Source organism: Salmonella enterica subsp. diarizonae, from assembly GCF_008692785.1.
Taxonomy (GTDB): Bacteria; Pseudomonadota; Gammaproteobacteria; order Enterobacterales; family Enterobacteriaceae; genus Salmonella; species Salmonella diarizonae.
On the sequence record NZ_VXJV01000001.1, the window covers coordinates 233,265 to 249,573 of the forward strand.

Sequence of the window (16,309 nt, forward strand, 5' to 3'; positions counted from 1 at the left end):
TTTTAATCAGATTGCCGTGTTCGTAAGCAATTGGGCTTGCATTGCTTTTAGCTGTACAAACTGCGATGCATCTTCCAGCATTCTATTATTCCGTGAATCCCGAAAATCTGAACGTACCTGCTCCAGATTGCTATGAGGATTATCCTTAAGCACAAGGGCCGCAGCCATCGTTCCGGTTCTTCCCACTCCGCCCAGACAATGAATCATCGGTAAATGATTATCCGATGTACTACGCCCCGGCGCGCCATTTTGGTTGGCAATATTTTTCACGCTATCTGCCAGATATTCTAACTGAGCAGCGGACGGTAACGGCTGGTGATCTGACCAATTTTTCACATGTAGTACCGGGAGCGTATACTGCTTTTCTCCCCAGGACAGTTGCATATTGTATCGGTCTATCGTGCCTTCCTGATTCCCTGAGTTCACTTTTTGGCTGCTGGTATGTACCTCGCCAAAGGTATGAATCCCCCTGAAATAGGCGGGTAATTGACTTGCCTGTATCTGCTCTTCCGGCGTTAACACCACCAGGCATGAGCACTCTTTTTCAAGAAGCGTTTTCATGTGCGCTTCCAGCGCGGCTGGCGTAGATTTTGGATACGAACTGGCTAATGCCACTGGCTTACCGGCAAAAGTTAGCGTATTCACTGGCACAGGCGTTCCGTCGTTCAATTTCACCTGAGTTTGCTGATTAATCGGGATGCTGCTGGCTGCGAACCGTGCCAGACCCAGTGTAGGTCCGCTCAACATCTGTGGCATTGGCGCACCAGCTTTTATGTTCTCAAGTTCAGTTGTAACATTTTTCAGTTCGTTAGTAATAGCCTGAATCTTTTTTGCAGCCTGCGTTAATTCTTGACTGGAGGCTTTACCAATCCACTTCTCGACCTCTCCTCCACTGGTTCCCCATTGTGAGAACCGGGCTACACCTACCTGAATATTTGTTAACGTTACAGCATAATCATTAAGTTGTTTAGCCTCTGGAATTTTATTTAAATTCCGTAAATTCGTCATTAATGAACGTAGCGTACCGCTACCCGAAGCCATCTCCTGGAAGCTTTCTCGCAGCTTATTTCCGTCCATTTGTTCCAGTTGAGGTATTGCACTCTTAAGTCCGTTTAGCGCAATATCGAGTAAATGCTGTTTCATCTCTGCACCAACATCGCCATTTTGCTCTGTCACTTTTGTCTCGCCGCCTTTTATTACTAAAGCGGAATTCATGATACCAACATTATCCTTGTTCTTAATAAGATTTATAAACCCTTCGTCAGCAGCTTTTACACACTCCGTGATCTGCTCTGCTAAACGTTGGGTAAGGGGTTTGTTCATATTTATTCTGGACATTAATAGTGCGTCATTTACCGCTGTTTCCCCATATTTTTCCGTTAATGCCTGGATAAATACCTGTAAAGTTTTTTGATCCTGTATTCTGGTATTTTCCGTGTGTTTTTGCACCACTTCAGTATTTTTAAATAACGGCATTTTTCCAAGCCAGGTTAATACTTTTGACGAAAATTTTTCAGGCGCAACATATGCCTTATTAGTATTTTCCTTAGCAATATATAGTCGGGCATCACTCGGTACGCCAGATTTTGAAAATGAAGACAATGTTAAATTATTCAACTTCCTCTCCTCATACTTTAGCGTATTCTTGCAGCCTGTTTTTGAGCGCTTCCTGCTGATTCACGAATGACTCAAGCTGCGATATAATATGATATATATTTGTCAGATCGGTAATTACATCTATAAACAATAATGTCTCTGCGCTATCAATATACGCTAACGTGCCTTCATTCTTCGCTGCCAGTTCACCATTAATCACCATAATCTGTCGCCAGATAGAATCGCCACAAACAGGCGATAGTGGTATAATCATACCGTTCAATAACCAGATATCATCTTTAGCTTCAATAGACATAAAAATATCGGTATCGAGCAGTAATAAACACTGATTATTGTCATCAAAAGTGAGTGGCAAACCTAATTTTTCACCAATATCAGAGATAATATCCTGGTGTGCTTGCAAATTATCTTCCTCTTTAATTATTTATTTTATAAGTTTAATTTTTCGGTTTTACCAGAGAAATGTCATGTTTGATATTCTTATGCGCCCGTCGCCGGGCGCAATGTTTATCTCCTTTAATCCAGTAAAATAACCACTCACTACGTGTCGGGACACATATCAGCAACTCTTTCGGATCGTTTTCAACATGGCGTAACTTTCCCTTACTAAAGAAAAGCGAACTGTCAGCAATATCATCATATATTTCAGCCATATCTGAACCGGGTACTACATGTGTGATGATTTTCATAACAATTAACCATATTCAATTGTTGTCGAGCGAGAGAAAAATACTACACTCTCGACTCAAGACTTTTTTCAACAACACGGCATATATCCGCAAAGGTCGTCATATCCGGAAGATCGTTTTCATTACAACTAATGTCAAACTCCTCACTAAGACCAAATACAATATCAATTAAATCCAATGAGTCAGCGTAAAGATCCTCAACCAGATGGGTCTGACCATTGATGCAATCAATATCAACGGCAATACAGGAGGTGATCACTTTTTTGACTCTTGCTTCAATATCCATATTCATCGCATCTTTTCCAGTTAATTAACGCTGCATGTGCAAGCCATCAACGGTAGTAATGACCCGTTCCACGCCGGGTTTATTCAGGTATGACTCGTAAGCCGGGCCATCTCGCCAGCTACCGTCCCCGATAAGGCCGTCCAGCACACTACTTAACACATAGTCAGTTTCCCCTTTTTGTCTGGTCAAACCCGCCTCTCTGGCAAACTGCAGCGCAACCTCAGCCAGTTTTTCTTTTTGTGGATGATGAGTAATGACCTCTTTAAGCATATCCATTTTCGCTTTCAATTCTGGATGCTTTTCAATATCGCTACATTGCGCTTTCAACGCTGCACTCTTTATAGAGTCACTGGGCAATATTTCCGCACGCAACCCGTCAAACGCTCTGCGTACTGGAAACGGTGTGGAGGTATCCGGCTCCAGGGCTTTACGTACCACCCCCAAAAACATATCACGGGTATTGAAATGCATTGAACGCATATTCGTAACACTCGGAATTGCTGAAAGGAAACTATTTTGCTTAAACTTCAGACCAGAAAATTGGCCAGCCTTATCTGCCTGGTTATTATCATTATCAGTCGTACCCGCTTTAGTACCTGTAATTACCGAGGTTTCTGGCTGCAAGGTATCAATTTTATTATTCTCGACGCCAGCAAGTTGGCTGGCAAGCGGCTTCACATCCACAATCTCTGCCGTCTGGCTTTGCTCTTTATTATCATCAACGCCATGCACCGTGGCCTGCACCGGCTTGCCGATAATGACCTTGCTGGTTACGCTATCGACTTCATCAAAAGAGGCTGTTTCACCCGTGGTTCCCTTTTCAGACGTTATCACCTTTCCATCTGTGCTTTCGGATGAAGCGTTGGTCACAGCCTCTGCAGTGGCATGAGCCGTGACATCAATTTTACCCGCGATATCCTGCGTGCTGGCACCGCGTACCGTCTCCGCTTGATGCGTATTTGAGTCTACACGCGAATGATTATGACTTACGCTACTGCTGTTACTCGAATGGTGTGACTCGTAATGGCGTTGGCTGTTATCAATAAGTGTTCGGCTATTATCAATAGTCTTCCGGCTATTATCATGGTTGCTATTATCAATATGGCGCTGGCTATTATCGACATGGCTTCGGCTATTGTTAATATGCTTACTGTTATCCACATTATGATTACTGCTATCAATATTGATATTGATATTAATACCTGCAGGTTCAGGCTTTTTACCACCATCAGGCATCGGTCCAGCCGCTGGTTCCGGAATTTTAGGCTCAGGCTGTTTGTCTGCCGGAATTTGTGCAAAAACATTACGTAGCAACAGAGGTATCAACGCTTTCATTTCAAGGTGTCGTGCTTCCATTCCTACGCTGGTACCCTGCTCTTGCGTTAATTTTTGGTGACACATATCAAGTGCGTCAACCGCCTTCTCCGCCGCTTTATCAACAAGCTGTGCAATATTGCTACGGGTTAGCGGATCTAACGTACAACCAAATTGATGTTCAATACAATCGGTAATATAGGGCATCACTTCATGCATGACATACTGCGTAGATAAGTTTCTTAAATCACCGCCGGTATGATTTTTGATGATATCCAGCAGCTTATTATGAAGCGTTTCAAGCTTCGCTTCCGCCTTCTTCGTTTCTGGCGTCCATGGTCCAAAAGCCGATTTTTCTTTCAGACCATCTTTCATCATTTGCGCGGTATACTCTGCCCCCACCTTCATCAGTAGCTCCTTCGCCGCAGGCGAGTCGCTGGTGGCTTTTTGCGCTGAATGAAAGAGTCCCGCAAATTCCGTTACCGCCTTCCTGGCGCCGGTATTACTTGAGCTGGTAAAAATTTCTTTTAACGCCTCGGCATCTTTTCCACATTTGAACAACGCCTCCAGACTCGACTGTTTGGTCAGCGCGGGAAAATCTTCCAGTCGTGGGCCGTTAATTTCCCCTGACAACGTCGATGTGGCATTTCCGCTGACTGCGGAGATATTTGCTGCAAGATTTGTGGCCTGCGTTTTGATCTCGGTTTGCATACCAGTTATCACGACGGGAGGCGGAGTTCTTACACTTGCTACCATTATTAATATCCTCTTCTGTTATCCCTGCAGGAAGCTTTTAGCGGTTTCCAGGCTGCTACTTATCGTACTACTCAGCACTTTTACCAGGTTGTCGTACAATGAATTGGAATTGCTATATTTTTGCGTCAGCGTCTGTAATGTTGTTTTTAAATTTTCTTCCTGAGCTTTAAAACCTGCTTGCCAGGCCTGGTATTTCGCGTTATCCATTTCAAGTTTGGAATCATCTCCCGGCTTACCTAATCCACTAATATCCTGAACCATTTTTCGTAACGGCGTCAGATCGACGGTAACGACATAACCTGATCCCGTTGATTTCAGGCAGCTATCGGGTAAATTCAACTCACTGAGCCACTGCCTCGCTTCAGCTTCCGTTGCCCCCTTAACACCACTGCCTGATTGCGCTGGAAATAAGATGGTATTTTTATTGGTTTGATTATATTTATTGATTAAATTGTTTAAATCATTTTTGAGTGAAGTAACATCCAGCTTAACGGTATTCCCATCCTTACCAGGTAATAACCAGCCTCCCATTTTGGAAAGGATATCACTGAATGCCTGATAAAAATCGGTATAAACTGCCACAACGTTCTCATAAACGCCCAGATAGTTGTCACCAATCGCCGATATATTTTGGGAAACCATATCCCAAATCTCTGCATCGGAAATGGTTGTTCTCGGCTGCACCATAGGCGCAGTGCTAAATAATGCCAACGCAGGTGCAGAAAACGCGCTCCGCAGCCCTTTATCTTGTTCTGCCGATAATGAAACACCTGATTTTGCCAGCGCATTCAGACTACTGGTCAATTGTTGGCGAGCCAGAGTACGCTCGTCATTATTCTCTTCGGAGATCGGCAACGTTGATCGTAACGTCTGCTGTGCCTGTTGGGCTTTCGTGGCCGCCTGAGATAATGAGATAATATCCGCGCCGCGATGTTCTGCTGTGGACGGCGCAGCGGTAATCTCTACGTGATCGCTCGCCGCGGTTGCCTGTGGCCGTTCGGCAGCAAGTCCCGGACGAGGAGAAGAGGAATAATTTTGAATATTAAGCATAATATCCCCAGTTCACCATCAGGAGCGTTATTTAATAAATCTCCTGATGGCGTATAGATGACCTATCAAATTAAGCGCGAATATTTCCCGCAATAGCGGCGAATGCGGAGGCCTTCGATTGGTTAATGCTCTCCATTGCTTTCAGCATTTCCTGAATCAGGCTGGTCGACTTACGTGAACTTTCACGCGCTTCATCTGATGCGGTGCTGGCAACCCGATTATTCACCTGGCTAATTTGCTGTTCGGAACGTTCCTGGATAGCGGCGTACTGCCCCGCCGATCCCGCGATCCCGCCGACAGTGACCGAGTTCTTCATAATCAAATCGCCGGTCATCTGCACCTTACGCGCGTCGATCCGGGTCATATCCATGGTATTCTGCTCAAGACGAATACTGGATTCGACAGACTCAAGACGTTTCGACAGAATGGCCTGATGTTCAGGGGAAATTTGTTTATTACTGTCTTTAATGCCCAGGCTTTCCGTGGCGCCTGTTCCGGCATTAGATTTAAGCGTCACGTCATTAAGGTTTTTCGTCGCATCAACGCCGGTTTTCTTCATATTTAACGATTTCAGAGAATCGACGCCTTCAGCACCGAGTTTGACGCTATTCTGCCCGTTCAGCACATTTTTAATACTGTGGCTTTCAGTGGTCAGTTTATCGATCTTCGCGGCATTATGTTTAAGCGCGCCTCTTTCATTCTGCAGCCCTTTATGTTCCAGTTTTGCGCCCACGGCAGTGATCCCCAACTGAAGCGCGCCCTGAGAAATACTACCGGACAGCGCATTCATCCCTTCACGCATCATGGAACTTGCCGTCGTTTTTGCAGCGTCAAAACTGACGAGTGACAATTTGCCGGACAGTTTGGTGTCAGCCTGGTTCAACGTCAGCATTAAAACATTCGCGGCAGCCAACAGCGCAACGGCATTGGAAGACATACCGCTAATATCAAAAAATTTTCCGACTTCAGCCTGCTGCTCCCGCAGATGGGTTTGAACCATGTCGTTCGCTTTGTTGCTAAAATTATTAGCCAGGGCGTTCAGATCCTGATTAATATCACTATTCTGAATGCTGGTTCTCAAAAAGGACGTTACCGTTCCTGTGGTTTGCGTTAATACACCAGGCGCAGGGGCTGTCAGCGTAGGACTCAACCCCAGTTCACTGACTTTGCTACCAGTAATGCCAATGCTGCTCAGAATATCTTTAACGCTAACGGATTGCGAACCAGGCTGTGGAGTATTCTCAACAGAATGATGATTTAAATAAGTAGCAGGATTAATCCCCGCATTATTAATTAACATATTTCTCTCCCTTTATTTTGGCGAGTTTTATGCGCGACTCTGGCGCAGAATAAAACGTGAAGCATCCGCATTTTGCTGTACCGCAGAGGACATGACTTTTTGTAATTCCGCAGTCACTTTCTGGTTTTCACCAAATATCTCTACAGACTGTTTAAGCCACTGCTGAATTTGGTCCATGGCAAAACGTGCGAGAGTAAAATCAGCAAGCGCTTCGCTGGCGTTTTTGATAAATACGCCTTCAGCAACGCCGCCGGCTGATTGGGCTGCGGTATTAGTGACTTCCATGCCCAACGCAACTTTATTTAGGGTATTACCTACCAGCTCTTTACTTAAGGCATTCGTTTGCAGGCCCATCTTGCTACCCACATTACCCAGGCCGCTAGTAATACGTTGCATCCCCTGGGTAAAGAGTTTGCTGCCATTTTGCGCCAACTGTTTCAGCACATTAGGCACCAGCTTCTTAATCGTTTCGCCCATCATTTTACTCAGCGCATTACCCAGTTTCGCCGCGGCGCCTTTCCCGACCACCGCCACTACGACAATTACCACCACCATCGCAATGGCTGCGACAATCGCGCCAACAATACTACCGGCCATCTCTGCGGTTTTCTTATCGACGCCTAATCCTTCCAACGCTTTGGTAATCGCTTTGCCAATCAGTTCCATTAACGGCTTCAGAACGTGTTCCATAATCGGGTTCAGCGCCTGCTGAATAAACGACACCCCCGTCGTCGCCTTCACAATTTCATCGGCAACCATTACCGCAAGCCCCACCGCAGCCAGCGCCAGACTCGCCCCACCGGTAAAAATAGCGGCCACAACGCTGACGATTGTTAGCAGCGCGCCGAGGATTTTCCCGATACACCCCATAATGCGGTTGGTTTCTTCGGCTTTGCGCGTCTCTTCCTGAAATTCAGCCGATTTCTTTTCCATCTCCGCCTGACGGCCTTCCTGCAAAGCGCCGAACAGCGCAAGATCGTTTTGCAGGCTTTCTTCGGTATTTTTGCCTACAATCTCAATGAACATGGCCATCAACATGGTGAGACGAGCCACATTTGACAGGTTATCCTTTTCACCCTGGGCAACCTGACTCTGAGAGGCAGCATTCGTCGTGCCCTGGAATTTGGTCAGAATGTTATCCGCTTTCTCGGCTTTAGCTTTTGCGTCTGTGCCCGCTTTGGCCGCCACATCCGTGGCCTTATCTAACTTATCCTTCGCCTCCGTCGCTTCTTTTCCAGCCTGCTCTACCGCGGATTCAGCCTGCGCATAGCCTGGATCGGACGGGTCCAGCGATTGCAATTTGTTTTGCGCCTGCGTCAGTTTTTTGGCCGCCGCGTCATAGACGCCCTTGGCGGTATCCGTTTTTTTAATACTTTCTTCATAGAGATCCGTCGCGTCCTGCGCCTCTCCCAGCGCCGCCTGAAACTCCTTCGATACCTGGATTCCCATCGCTTTTTGTGACTCAATCATTGCCTGCCATACGGCCAGACGAGATTCCAGTTGAGACAGCGAAACATCCCCCAATAAGGTCATTAATTTGCCAAGCAGTAACGTCAGTTGCCCTTCGCTGGAGAGTTTTTCCCGGGCGGCGTCCGTAGGCGGCGTCAGACCCACCGTATTAATAGTGCTCTCACCGGACTTTGTTCCGGCTTTAAGGTCGCCCGCTTTCGTTGCCACTACATCTTTAAAAGCTTTATCCGCCGCTTTTAAAAAGTCCGTGTTCTTACGAACGCCTTCAAAAGCCGCCTCAGCGAGGCGCGGATTTTGGGTATATCCGCCACGGCTAATGCTACTTGCGTCATTTACCATAATTATTCCTTTTCTTGTTCACTGTGCTGCTCTGTCTCCGCCGTTTTTAGCGCTTCCAGATAGACCAACGCTTTTGCCCGCAGAGACTCATCTTCAGTACGTTCATTGACAAGTTCAAAACACTGCCTGGCTTTTGCCGCCTTACGCATTAATAATTGACACTGCCCGGTAAAAAAAACGGGGCGGTAATCATTTTTAAGTAACGTAAAGGCCACTGCATAAAGGTCACATGCTTTCTGAAATTGTTTTTTCAGTTGGCATACCGCCGCCAGTCCCATGGTGTAATCGGGATTGTAAAAATCATAAATGCATAAAAAACGAAAGAATGTCTCAGCTTCATCCAATCGCCCCTGGTTATAGAACTCATAAGCATGAGCATATAAACCATCCATCATATCTTGAGGGATCCCGTGAACGTCTTTTAGCGTGGCGCCTTCGCTAACGGCATCCCAAATCATTTCCGCAACACGTTCTTCGCTGACATTATTTTGATAATCCATTACTTACTCCTGTTATCTGTCACCGACTTTGTAGAACTTAACTACTGCGATTATCTGATGCAGTTATTAAACCCCGACGGTGGTTAGTGAACATTCAAAAAACGCCCAATGAATAAATCGCTACTGCTTCACGCGGATCAATGCCGTTCCTCGTTTTCTTGTGGCTGAATAACGTCTTTGCCCGCGTTTTCTACCTCTTCCAGCCAAACCAGAAGACGTAAAACTTCATCAATTTCTTCCAGACTCACCAAATCATAACGGCGATGGGTTTTGAAAAGACTGCGCGCCAGTTTGATATCGACGATAACCGGTACGCCAACCTTCTCCGCATAAGCGCGGACAGCCAGTGCGCGCTGATTAGTTTCATACACCGAGATCATCGGAATCGGCATCAGTTCAGGTTTAAAATAAATACCGATCGTAATATGCGTTGGGTTGGCAACAATCAGGCGTGAGTTTTCAATATCGGATTTCACCTGTTCAGACAGAATCTCCATATGAACTTCACGTCTTTTAGATTTAACCTCTGGATTCCCTTCCTGCTCCTTCATTTCACGCTTCACCTCTTCCTTATCCATTTTCATATCTTTCATGGTCAGGAAATATTCAGCGATAGCATCCAATAATAAGACAATCAATGCGCAGGCAAGGCAAGTTAATACCAACGCGAGAAGAAGCTCACGCCAAATAACGGCAATACCCACGACATTGCCATTTAACTGAGAAAAGATTTCAACCTTATATTTTTTCCAGCAAATGATAGCGGCCACCACAAAGGATGAGAGATATAATAAGGTTTTGACCGTATCTTTTACCGTTCGCATGCTGAAAAGTTTTTTTGCCCCTTCTACCGGGTTTAGCGCCGACAAATTAGGTTTTAATGCCTCTGTCGCCAGCACAAAACCAGCTTGTAATAACGCCGGTAATGCGGAGCATACTAAGCAGAGCAGCATAAATGGGATCAGATATTTTAACCCTAACCCCAAAACGGCCAGACTGTAGTCAGTCATGCTCTGCTCAAAATTATCCGCAATAATGATCTTAATAATCCCCATAAACTCATTAAATGAGCCATACGACACCAGATAAGCAATTCCTCCCAGCGTCAGGCAGGCGATAATAAGATCTTTACTTTTAAATGACTGGCCTTTTTTAGCGGAGTCTTCCAGCCGTTTTTTAGTCGGTTTTTCTGTTTTATTCGAGGACATGCGTCGCCCCTCGTTCGTAAAACCAGCTACTTAATCCTGTGGCCTGGAAAGAGAGTCGCAACACATTGTCCGGTAGTACCGGCGAGAAATAAAGCAGCATAATTAAAACGGCAATGCCGCTTTTTACCGTCAGTGAAATCGCAAAGGCGTTCATTTGCGGAGCAAAGCGCGACAATAACCCCAGGAACACTTCTGACAGCAACAGCACTAATACCACAGGGCTGGCCAGAACCAACGCGTTTTGAGCCACCTGATTAATAAACGTTAATAGCGGCGGTAATGAAGGCGTGCACTCGTTCATCGGATCGCATAGCTGATAGCTTTTATTTAACACGTCAACCATCGTGACCAGACCGCCGTTTTGTAAATAAACGACAGCGGCAAACATATTCAGGAAGTTAGCCATTTCCGAGGTATCAATGCCATTTGCCGGATCGATACTGCTACTTAGCGTTGCCCCTCGCTGGTTATCGATAATACAACCCAGCGCATGCATAACCCAAAAAGGCCATGACAGCAGACAGCCCAGCATGACGCCTACCGCCGCTTCTTGCAGAACTAACGGGATCATCGCCACCGATAAAAATGGCGGTGCCTCACTCAATTCATGCGGCCATACTCCCAATGCCACCAGGACGATAATGGCATTTCTCGGCGCGCCGCTTAATACCCCGCTATTCAAAAACGGCAGGAAGAAAAAAATCGGCGCCACACGAGCAAACCCCATTGCCGCAGATGCAACCAGGTTATGAATTTCAAAGTACAACGCATAAAACATTTTTTACCCCTTAGCCAACGCCAGGAATATCACCTGGCGCCCGTAAGAGAGTAAAACTTCGCCATACCAGCCAGACAGTAAAAACAGGCACAAGCACACGCCAAGTAATTTAATACCAAAAGGTAGCGTCTGTTCCTGTAATTGCGTTACCGTCTGGAATAACCCTACCAGGAGGCCGATAATCGTTGCGACAATCGTCGGCCATCCTGAAAGGATCAGAACAAGATAGAGCGCTTTATTACCTGCAAACACTAAATCATCCATTTAACTATCCCGTCTCGTAATGATGTCATGTTGCAATATCCATATACTGTAATATCAAACCCTTAGACAATAAGGTCCAACCATCAAGCGCAACAAAAAGAACCAGCTTAATGGGAGTAGATATTGTTACCGGACTCATCATCATCATCCCCAGCGCCAGTAGCACGCTGGATACCACCAGGTCGACGACAACAAATGGCAAATAGAGATAAAAACCAATTTTAAACGCGCTTTTTATTTCACTCAGCGCATAGGCAGGTAATAACGCAAATATTGAAGGTTTTTCAATTTCATCTTTATCACGCTTTACCGTCTCGGTCTCCTCTCCATACTGACGCTTCAGTTGCGCATTTTCAAAAAACTGAACTAACTCTCGATCTGAATATTTGATCAGATAATCACGGTAGCCATCCAGACCTTCATCAACATGTTTACTTAATGACGAAATGTCATTAAACGTGACATCTTCGTCCTCAAAATAGACGTAGGCATCGTGCATTATTGGCCACATAACAAACATAGAAAGCAGCAATGCGACGCCGTTAAGCGTCATATTTGAAGGTATCTGCTGCAAACCCAGGGCGTTACGCACCATGACAAATACAATAGAAAATTTAACGAAACAGGTTCCTGATGCAATAATAAATGGCAACAGAGTGGAAAATGCCAGTAAGGCAATTAATGAGATATCATTCCCCATTACCAGACTCACTCAGCCATTCATGAATCTCAACGCCCAGGGTGTCATTCATCTGTACCAATTCGCCATTACCAAGCAAAACGCCATTCGCCATAATCTCAACGTTAAGTTCAGCATTTGTCGGCAGCGATAATAGCTGTTGCTGCCCTATTGCTTCGAGTTCGGCGAGGGTAACATTCTTACGATACAAGACAAATTCCAGTTTGACGGGTAATTGGTTCAGGCCAGGCAGAATTTCTGCAGTTTCTGTTTCATTTTTTTCTTCTTCGATATGCTGAATATCTAATGTTTCCACAATAATTCCCCCTTCAACACGGTTGAAATGACCTAACTTTTTCGCATAGCAATAAACGTCCGCACTGGAAGTTCGAATCAGGAGTACATCGCCGATCCCGATACGGCCCAGCAACGCCCGCTGCGTGTCACTGCTACCGATCACAAAGTGCAACGGCCAACGCAGCATTTTCGGCCTGCCGCCCCCGGCCGCGGGCAGTTCAGGAAGATACTCAAACCACAGGCCGCCCCGATCGCTCATAATGTGCAACAATTTCCCTTCCGGCAGCGCGCTTCCTGGCACGGGGTCCTCTACACATAAATGCCGACAGGACAAATGCGGCACGGGCAATTCAAAGGGACGCTCTGTCGCCGCAAGCCAGGGAACGATCAGGTGCTCAGCGCCAGCAGAAACTGCCGCCCCCGCCAGAGCGGGAGAGACATGCTCAAGCCAGTCCCCGGGTTTAATCCAGGCTGACCAACGTTTTTCTGAATCACTCAGCCGAACCCACATTCCCTGTCGCGTCGGATATTCCAGCGTAGCTTCCTGGCCATTGCGCTGGCATTCTGCCGCGGTTTGCGCCAATAGCCATTCGCGGCGATCAATCTGTCTCACACGCAATGACATCAGGCGTCATCCTCCTCACCAGCTTGCTGTCTGTGCTGTTGCTGCTGCGGATTTTGCTGATCGTCTCGCGTCAGGTGCCAGCGCTGGGGGTTACCGTTTTGCCATTGATCATGCAAACGATGTTCAACCTGCGTATTTGACGGTATTAACGAAAACTCCCCTACCTGGCGCGCCTGAATATTGACTGAATAGTCATTTCCCCAGCGCTGAAAACGGTAAGTCAGCGAGCTATCCTCTCCTTTCACGCCATCGGTGGTCGGAAAAATAGTCATCATCGGCTTTGATTGCGCCGCTAAAGGCATTTTTTCATCGCCGCCGGATAATTGGCTAAGATCGGAGATAGTTGTTGGTTGCAGGGGAAGCTGAGAAGCTTCTTTGATCTTTTTATGTTCTTTATCATCAGACTTATTGGTATTGGTTGCAGCCATTCGGGAAGGTACGACATCTCGCGGCAGCGGCGCGCCCTCTTTACGAACGCCTTCGCCCGCGATGACTTTATTATCCCCAGGCAATACCTTGTTATTATCGTCAGAGATTCCCGTGGCGTTATCCGCTAATTCACTGACGGCTTCCACGCCTTTTAAATCAGCAGATAATTTTTTACCGCTTACGCCCTCTAACTGCCCATTTTTAGACGATAGCAGTACTGCCGATTTATCTACTTTGCTCTCCGCAGAGACCAAACCGACGGATTTTTCAGCAGTGACTTTCAACAGTTTTTCAGCAATCCTAAGCTCGCCTTTCACGTGATGATGCAGACCAGATACGCGGCTATTGTGATGTTCTGATTTCGCAGGCGCGCCATGTCGCATTGCCGCCAGTAAAACCGGTAATGCCGTTTCCTTATGCATCACGAAAGTATCGCCATACTCGCGATCTTTTTTATCATCGGAATATTCTGTCTTATGTTTTTCCACCGCTTTTCTTAATGCCTCTGATAAACCGCCGACCTCGTCTTGCTGCGGCAGTAAAATATTTCCGGATGAACTGACAACTGACACATCGCCCATTAAATTATCTCCTCTGACTCGGCCTCTTCCTGCTGTATCTCTCGCTGAATATAGAGTCTTTTCTGACGAATTATCCAGCGTTGATAGTTCCCTTCTTTGCGCAACCAATATTTACTTTTTTCCTGAAACTCTTCCCTTTTCTTTTCCAGTTCGTCCCGTTGTTCCTGAATTTGTGTAATCTGAAGTTCTAAATCTTTTATCTGTCGGCGAACAATAGACTGCTTACGTAATAACGCATAAATTTCCTCACGACTGAGCTGTCTGTTTTCTGCACGCAGCGTATCTAATAGCAATTTCAGACCCGCGATTTGTTCAACGATCGCCTCCTCCTCCGCCTGCAGCCTGCGATCCTCATCCTGATAGCGAAGTAATATCGACTCACACTGCGAATGAAATACCGTACAGCGCCGCTGTAGTACTTTAATCCTAGTCAGCGAATGCATTCATACCGCTCAACGTGTCATCAAAGGATGAATATTGCGCTACCGACTGGCATAACCAGGCTTTCAGGCTATTCCGCATCTGCATCGCCCGATCGTTATCGATATTTTCGCCAGGACGATATTCTCCTAAGTCAATGAAAAGCTGGAGCTCTTCCAGACGCGTCATTAATTTACGCACGGAAGACGCCTGCTCAGCATGTGTCGGCGTCGTGACTTGTCCAAAAACACGGCTTACGCTTTTCAGTACATCGATTGCCGGGTAATGCCCCTGCCCGGCCAGCTTTCTACTCAGATACAGGTGGCCGTCAAGAATAGAGCGAATTTCATCCGCCATCGGGTCAGCCTCTTCCTCGCTTTCCAGCAACACCGTATAAAAGGCAGTGATGCTTCCATCTCTGGTCGCCCCAGGGCGCTCCAGCAAACGGGGCAAATTATCAAATACGGAGGCCGGATAACCGCGACGGGCCGGGCGCTCCCCTGACGCCAGAGCCACGTCTCGCAAAGCGCGCGCATAACGGGTCATAGAGTCGATAAAAAGCACGACCCGTTTTCCCTGGTCGCGAAAATATTCCGCTACGGTTGTTGCCAGTTGCGCCGCATTGCAGCGATCCACCGAGGGAAAATCGGAGGTAGCAAAAACCAGCACGCATTTTTCTTTCTTATGCGAGGCGCGCAACATATCCACGAATTCAGTGACCTCACGGCCTCGTTCACCGATAAGACCGATAACAAAGACATCCGCCTCCGTTTGCTCGATCAGCATATGCATCAGCATGGTCTTACCGCATCCTGCGGAGGCAAAAATGCCCATCCGCTGACCTACGCCACAGGTCAATAACCCGTCAATCGCGCGCACGCCGGTAATCAGCGGTTCATGGACGCCAACGCGCGAAGCGTAAGAAGGCGGTGCGACATCAATAACGCGTTCTTCACTAATCGGCGCCACTTCAGAGGTAAAACGCTCAACGATTTTCCCCGTCGGGTCCAACACCGCGCCTAATACCGAATATCCCACCCACGCCGATAACGCGCGTCCAGTGGGATAAAGCACGACATCACGGGTCAGTCCCTGTGCATTGCCGATAAGGCTCAGCACGGTGCGTTCCCGCTGTAAGCCAACCACCTGCGCACGCGCGACGACCTGTTTTTGATGCCAGCCACGGCGTATTTCACACAGCTCGCCAATGGCCACATCGCGCAATTCCGCCTCAATGATTGGGCCCGTTATTTTTTGTGGGTAGGCCAGATATTGCAGTAAACGAGGTGTTTTCATCTCATTAGCGACCGACTAAAAACTTCCAGATGGTTGTAAAATCCATTCAAGGCATTAGAGAACTTTTCACCGTCAGATAAAAAATCCGGATGCACTAAGGCCTTAAGCGTTAGTTCCCCATTCTGTTCCCCTAATAGCAATTGTCCGCCGCGGACAAACTGGCATCCTTCCATTATGGTCATTAAGATTTCATAGGCCCGCTGTTGTAATACCACCATGCTATCAGCACCCAATTGCGCCCAGATCCATACATCTTCGTCCTTGACGCTGATACAGATACTGGGCAAGGCAAATAAATCCAGAACAATTGTCGAATGACTATCTATCCCTCCAATTAGCGAAGGATCGCAACCACTTACTTCCAGTGCAGAACGAACTAATTCAGCGATATCAAAATGTTGCATAGATCTT

General features: G+C 46.7%; 18 protein-coding genes. All 18 read right to left on the bottom strand.

Features of this window, described 5'->3' with window-relative positions; genetic code table 11:
• Positions 1-6: 6 nt before the first annotated feature.
• On the bottom strand, positions 7-1,677 hold the full coding sequence (locus F4V72_RS01180; protein ID WP_136058057.1) for a type III secretion system effector BopA family protein: 1,671 nt from the start codon (positions 1,675-1,677) through the stop codon (positions 7-9).
• On the bottom strand, positions 1,628-2,020 hold the full coding sequence (gene sicP / locus F4V72_RS01185; RefSeq protein ID WP_136058056.1) for a chaperone SicP: 393 nt from the start codon (positions 2,018-2,020) through the stop codon (positions 1,628-1,630). The genes F4V72_RS01180 and sicP overlap by 50 nt, the downstream gene beginning before the upstream one ends.
• A gap of 34 nt (positions 2,021-2,054) precedes the next feature.
• The gene (locus F4V72_RS01190) at positions 2,055-2,306 is read right to left on the bottom strand and encodes a hypothetical protein (RefSeq protein WP_023249340.1); all 252 of its coding nucleotides are present in this window, start codon (positions 2,304-2,306) and stop codon (positions 2,055-2,057) included.
• 43 nt (positions 2,307-2,349) lie between these two features.
• The gene (locus F4V72_RS01195) at positions 2,350-2,598 is read right to left on the bottom strand and encodes an acyl carrier protein (RefSeq protein WP_023249339.1); all 249 of its coding nucleotides are present in this window, start codon (positions 2,596-2,598) and stop codon (positions 2,350-2,352) included.
• A gap of 18 nt (positions 2,599-2,616) precedes the next feature.
• Complete coding sequence (gene sipA / locus F4V72_RS01200; RefSeq protein ID WP_023249338.1) at positions 2,617-4,662, bottom strand: SPI-1 type III secretion system effector SipA; 2,046 nt, start codon at positions 4,660-4,662, stop codon at positions 2,617-2,619.
• Positions 4,663-4,680: 18 nt separating this feature from the next.
• Positions 4,681-5,712, bottom strand: coding sequence for an SPI-1 type III secretion system needle tip complex protein SipD (gene sipD, locus F4V72_RS01205; protein WP_136058055.1), 1,032 nt, complete (start codon positions 5,710-5,712; stop codon positions 4,681-4,683).
• Positions 5,713-5,782: 70 nt separating this feature from the next.
• Complete coding sequence (locus tag F4V72_RS01210; protein WP_136058054.1) at positions 5,783-7,012, bottom strand: IpaC/SipC family type III secretion system needle tip complex protein; 1,230 nt, start codon at positions 7,010-7,012, stop codon at positions 5,783-5,785.
• Between the two features lie 27 nt (positions 7,013-7,039).
• Positions 7,040-8,821, bottom strand: a complete 1,782-nt coding sequence (gene sipB, locus F4V72_RS01215; RefSeq protein WP_023249335.1) for an SPI-1 type III secretion system needle tip complex protein SipB — start codon at positions 8,819-8,821, stop codon at positions 7,040-7,042.
• A 2-nt stretch (positions 8,822-8,823) separates the two neighbouring features.
• A complete protein-coding gene (gene sicA / locus F4V72_RS01220; protein WP_000386309.1) occupies positions 8,824-9,321 on the bottom strand; it encodes a SycD/LcrH family type III secretion system chaperone SicA in 498 nt (165 codons plus the stop codon).
• A 137-nt stretch (positions 9,322-9,458) separates the two neighbouring features.
• Positions 9,459-10,529 (bottom strand): SPI-1 type III secretion system export apparatus protein SpaS, encoded by a 1,071-nt coding sequence (gene spaS / locus F4V72_RS01225; protein WP_023249334.1) that lies wholly within the window; start codon positions 10,527-10,529, stop codon positions 9,459-9,461.
• On the bottom strand, positions 10,516-11,307 hold the full coding sequence (gene spaR / locus F4V72_RS01230; RefSeq protein WP_000498971.1) for an SPI-1 type III secretion system export apparatus protein SpaR: 792 nt from the start codon (positions 11,305-11,307) through the stop codon (positions 10,516-10,518). The genes spaS and spaR overlap by 14 nt, the downstream gene beginning before the upstream one ends.
• 3 nt (positions 11,308-11,310) lie before the next feature.
• Positions 11,311-11,571 (bottom strand): SPI-1 type III secretion system export apparatus protein SpaQ, encoded by a 261-nt coding sequence (gene spaQ / locus F4V72_RS01235; protein ID WP_000342503.1) that lies wholly within the window; start codon positions 11,569-11,571, stop codon positions 11,311-11,313.
• A 25-nt stretch (positions 11,572-11,596) separates the two neighbouring features.
• Positions 11,597-12,271: an SPI-1 type III secretion system export apparatus protein SpaP gene (spaP, locus tag F4V72_RS01240; RefSeq protein WP_000526016.1), complete on the bottom strand. Its 675-nt coding sequence runs from the start codon at positions 12,269-12,271 to the stop codon at positions 11,597-11,599.
• A complete protein-coding gene (gene spaO / locus F4V72_RS01245) occupies positions 12,261-13,172 on the bottom strand; it encodes an SPI-1 type III secretion system protein SpaO (RefSeq protein WP_023249332.1) in 912 nt (303 codons plus the stop codon). The genes spaP and spaO overlap by 11 nt, the downstream gene beginning before the upstream one ends.
• Positions 13,172-14,182, bottom strand: coding sequence for an SPI-1 type III secretion system protein SpaN (gene spaN, locus F4V72_RS01250; protein ID WP_023249331.1), 1,011 nt, complete (start codon positions 14,180-14,182; stop codon positions 13,172-13,174). The genes spaO and spaN overlap by 1 nt, the downstream gene beginning before the upstream one ends.
• Positions 14,182-14,625, bottom strand: a complete 444-nt coding sequence (gene spaM, locus F4V72_RS01255) for an SPI-1 type III secretion system protein SpaM (RefSeq protein ID WP_023249330.1) — start codon at positions 14,623-14,625, stop codon at positions 14,182-14,184. The genes spaN and spaM overlap by 1 nt, the downstream gene beginning before the upstream one ends.
• Positions 14,609-15,898 carry a SctN family type III secretion system ATPase InvC gene (invC, locus tag F4V72_RS01260; protein WP_136058053.1) on the bottom strand — a complete coding sequence of 430 codons (1,290 nt, stop codon included), beginning with the start codon at positions 15,896-15,898 and terminating at the stop codon, positions 14,609-14,611. The genes spaM and invC overlap by 17 nt, the downstream gene beginning before the upstream one ends.
• Complete coding sequence (gene spaK / locus F4V72_RS01265; protein WP_070801749.1) at positions 15,895-16,302, bottom strand: SPI-1 type III secretion system chaperone SpaK; 408 nt, start codon at positions 16,300-16,302, stop codon at positions 15,895-15,897. The genes invC and spaK overlap by 4 nt, the downstream gene beginning before the upstream one ends.
• Between the last annotated feature and the right edge of the window lie 7 nt (positions 16,303-16,309).

Coding starts and splice junctions, on each gene's coding strand:
- F4V72_RS01190 (WP_023249340.1), bottom strand. CDS start 2,306: ATGAAAATCATCACACATGTAGTACCCGGTTCAGATATGGCTGAAATA.
- F4V72_RS01195 (WP_023249339.1), bottom strand. CDS start 2,598: ATGAATATGGATATTGAAGCAAGAGTCAAAAAAGTGATCACCTCCTGT.
- sipA (WP_023249338.1), bottom strand. CDS start 4,662: ATGGTAGCAAGTGTAAGAACTCCGCCTCCCGTCGTGATAACTGGTATG.
- sipD (WP_136058055.1), bottom strand. CDS start 5,712: ATGCTTAATATTCAAAATTATTCCTCTTCTCCTCGTCCGGGACTTGCT.
- F4V72_RS01210 (WP_136058054.1), bottom strand. CDS start 7,012: ATGTTAATTAATAATGCGGGGATTAATCCTGCTACTTATTTAAATCAT.
- sipB (WP_023249335.1), bottom strand. CDS start 8,821: ATGGTAAATGACGCAAGTAGCATTAGCCGTGGCGGATATACCCAAAAT.
- sicA (WP_000386309.1), bottom strand. CDS start 9,321: ATGGATTATCAAAATAATGTCAGCGAAGAACGTGTTGCGGAAATGATT.
- spaS (WP_023249334.1), bottom strand. CDS start 10,529: ATGTCCTCGAATAAAACAGAAAAACCGACTAAAAAACGGCTGGAAGAC.
- spaR (WP_000498971.1), bottom strand. CDS start 11,307: ATGTTTTATGCGTTGTACTTTGAAATTCATAACCTGGTTGCATCTGCG.
- spaQ (WP_000342503.1), bottom strand. CDS start 11,571: ATGGATGATTTAGTGTTTGCAGGTAATAAAGCGCTCTATCTTGTTCTG.
- spaP (WP_000526016.1), bottom strand. CDS start 12,271: ATGGGGAATGATATCTCATTAATTGCCTTACTGGCATTTTCCACTCTG.
- spaO (WP_023249332.1), bottom strand. CDS start 13,172: ATGTCATTGCGTGTGAGACAGATTGATCGCCGCGAATGGCTATTGGCG.
- spaN (WP_023249331.1), bottom strand. CDS start 14,182: ATGGGCGATGTGTCAGTTGTCAGTTCATCCGGAAATATTTTACTGCCG.
- spaM (WP_023249330.1), bottom strand. CDS start 14,625: ATGCATTCGCTGACTAGGATTAAAGTACTACAGCGGCGCTGTACGGTA.
- invC (WP_136058053.1), bottom strand. CDS start 15,898: ATGAAAACACCTCGTTTACTGCAATATCTGGCCTACCCACAAAAAATA.
- spaK (WP_070801749.1), bottom strand. CDS start 16,302: ATGCAACATTTTGATATCGCTGAATTAGTTCGTTCTGCACTGGAAGTA.